The organism is Pseudomonas entomophila (assembly GCF_023277925.1).
Lineage (GTDB): Bacteria > Pseudomonadota > Gammaproteobacteria > Pseudomonadales > Pseudomonadaceae > Aquipseudomonas > Aquipseudomonas entomophila_D.
Genome location: NZ_CP063832.1, coordinates 1,796,496 through 1,797,736, shown reverse-complemented (window position 1 = coordinate 1,797,736; position 1,241 = coordinate 1,796,496). Strand labels below are relative to the sequence as shown.

The window sequence follows — 1,241 nt, the reverse complement described above, 5'->3', positions numbered from 1 at the left end:
AGCCAGGCGAAAGATTGTCTGTGGGAGCGGCTTTGTGTCGCGAAAGGGCCGCAGCGCGGCCCCTCTCTGATCAGTAGTGGGAACTCATGGAAAAGTCGAAGTTTCGCAAGGTCACGCTGGGCGCCGCGGCCGCCCTGGTCGCCGGTATCGTGCTGTACGCGGTGCAGGCGCCGGCCAAGCCGCCGCAGTACATCACCGCCACGGTCGAACGGGGCGACATCGAGAACGCGGTATTGGCTACCGGCACCCTGGAGGGAATCCGCCAGGTGGATGTCGGTGCCCAGGTTTCCGGGCAGCTCAAGTCGCTGAAGGTCAAGCTGGGCGACAAAGTCACCGAAGGCCAGTGGCTGGCCGAAATCGACCCGCTGGTGCTGCGCAACACCCTGCGCCAGGCCGAGGTGGACGCAGAGAAGCTACAGGCCGAACGCCGCTCGACCCAGGCCAAGCTCAAGCAGGCCAAGCGGGTCTACGAGCGCTACGAAGTGCTGCAGACGGACGAGTCGATCTCGCGACAGGACTTTGAAAACGCCGAGTCCGAGTACGAGGTGCAGCAGGCCAACCTGCTGTCGCTGGACGCGCAGATCAAGAGCGCCCAGGTGCAGGTCGACACGGCCAGGGTCAACCTGGGCTACACCCGCATCGTCGCGCCGATCAATGGCCATGTGGTGGGGGTCGTCACCCAGGAAGGCCAGACCGTGATCGCCAACCAGCTGGCGCCGATACTGCTCAAGCTCGCCGACCTGGACACCATGACCATCAAGGCGCAGGTGTCCGAGGCCGATGTGATCCACATCAGCCCCGGCCAGCAGGTGTACTTCACCATCCTCGGTGACGACCAGCGTTACTACGCCAAGCTGCGCGGCACCGAGCCTGCGCCGCAGAACTACCTGGAAAGCAGCGACAAGAGCAGCGGCGCGTCCCGCCAGGCCAGCGCGGTGTTCTACAACGCGCTGTTCGAGGTGCCCAACCCCGAGCACCGCCTGCGCATCTCGATGACCGCCCAGGTGCGTATCGTCCTCGACACCGCGCAAGGGGTGCTGACCGTGCCGGTGGCGGCGCTGGGCCCACGCGACAAGGATGGCAGCTTCGCGGTGCGGGTGCTCGACGCCAAGGGCTTCGCCCAGGTGCGCAAGGTGCAGGCCGGGATCAACAACAACGTCAAGGTGCAGGTCAAGGCGGGCCTGGCCGAGGGCGACCGGGTGGTGATCGGCGAGCCGGTGGCAGGCGAGGCGGGGGCATGA

At 66.2% G+C, this 1,241-nt stretch carries 1 protein-coding gene; it reads left to right on the top strand.

Annotated features, from left to right (window positions below; all coding sequences use genetic code 11):
* Nucleotides 1–86: 86 nt before the first annotated feature.
* Nucleotides 87–1,241: a macrolide transporter subunit MacA gene (macA, locus tag IM733_RS07800; RefSeq protein WP_248920321.1), complete on the top strand. Its 1,155-nt coding sequence runs from the start codon at nt 87–89 to the stop codon at nt 1,239–1,241.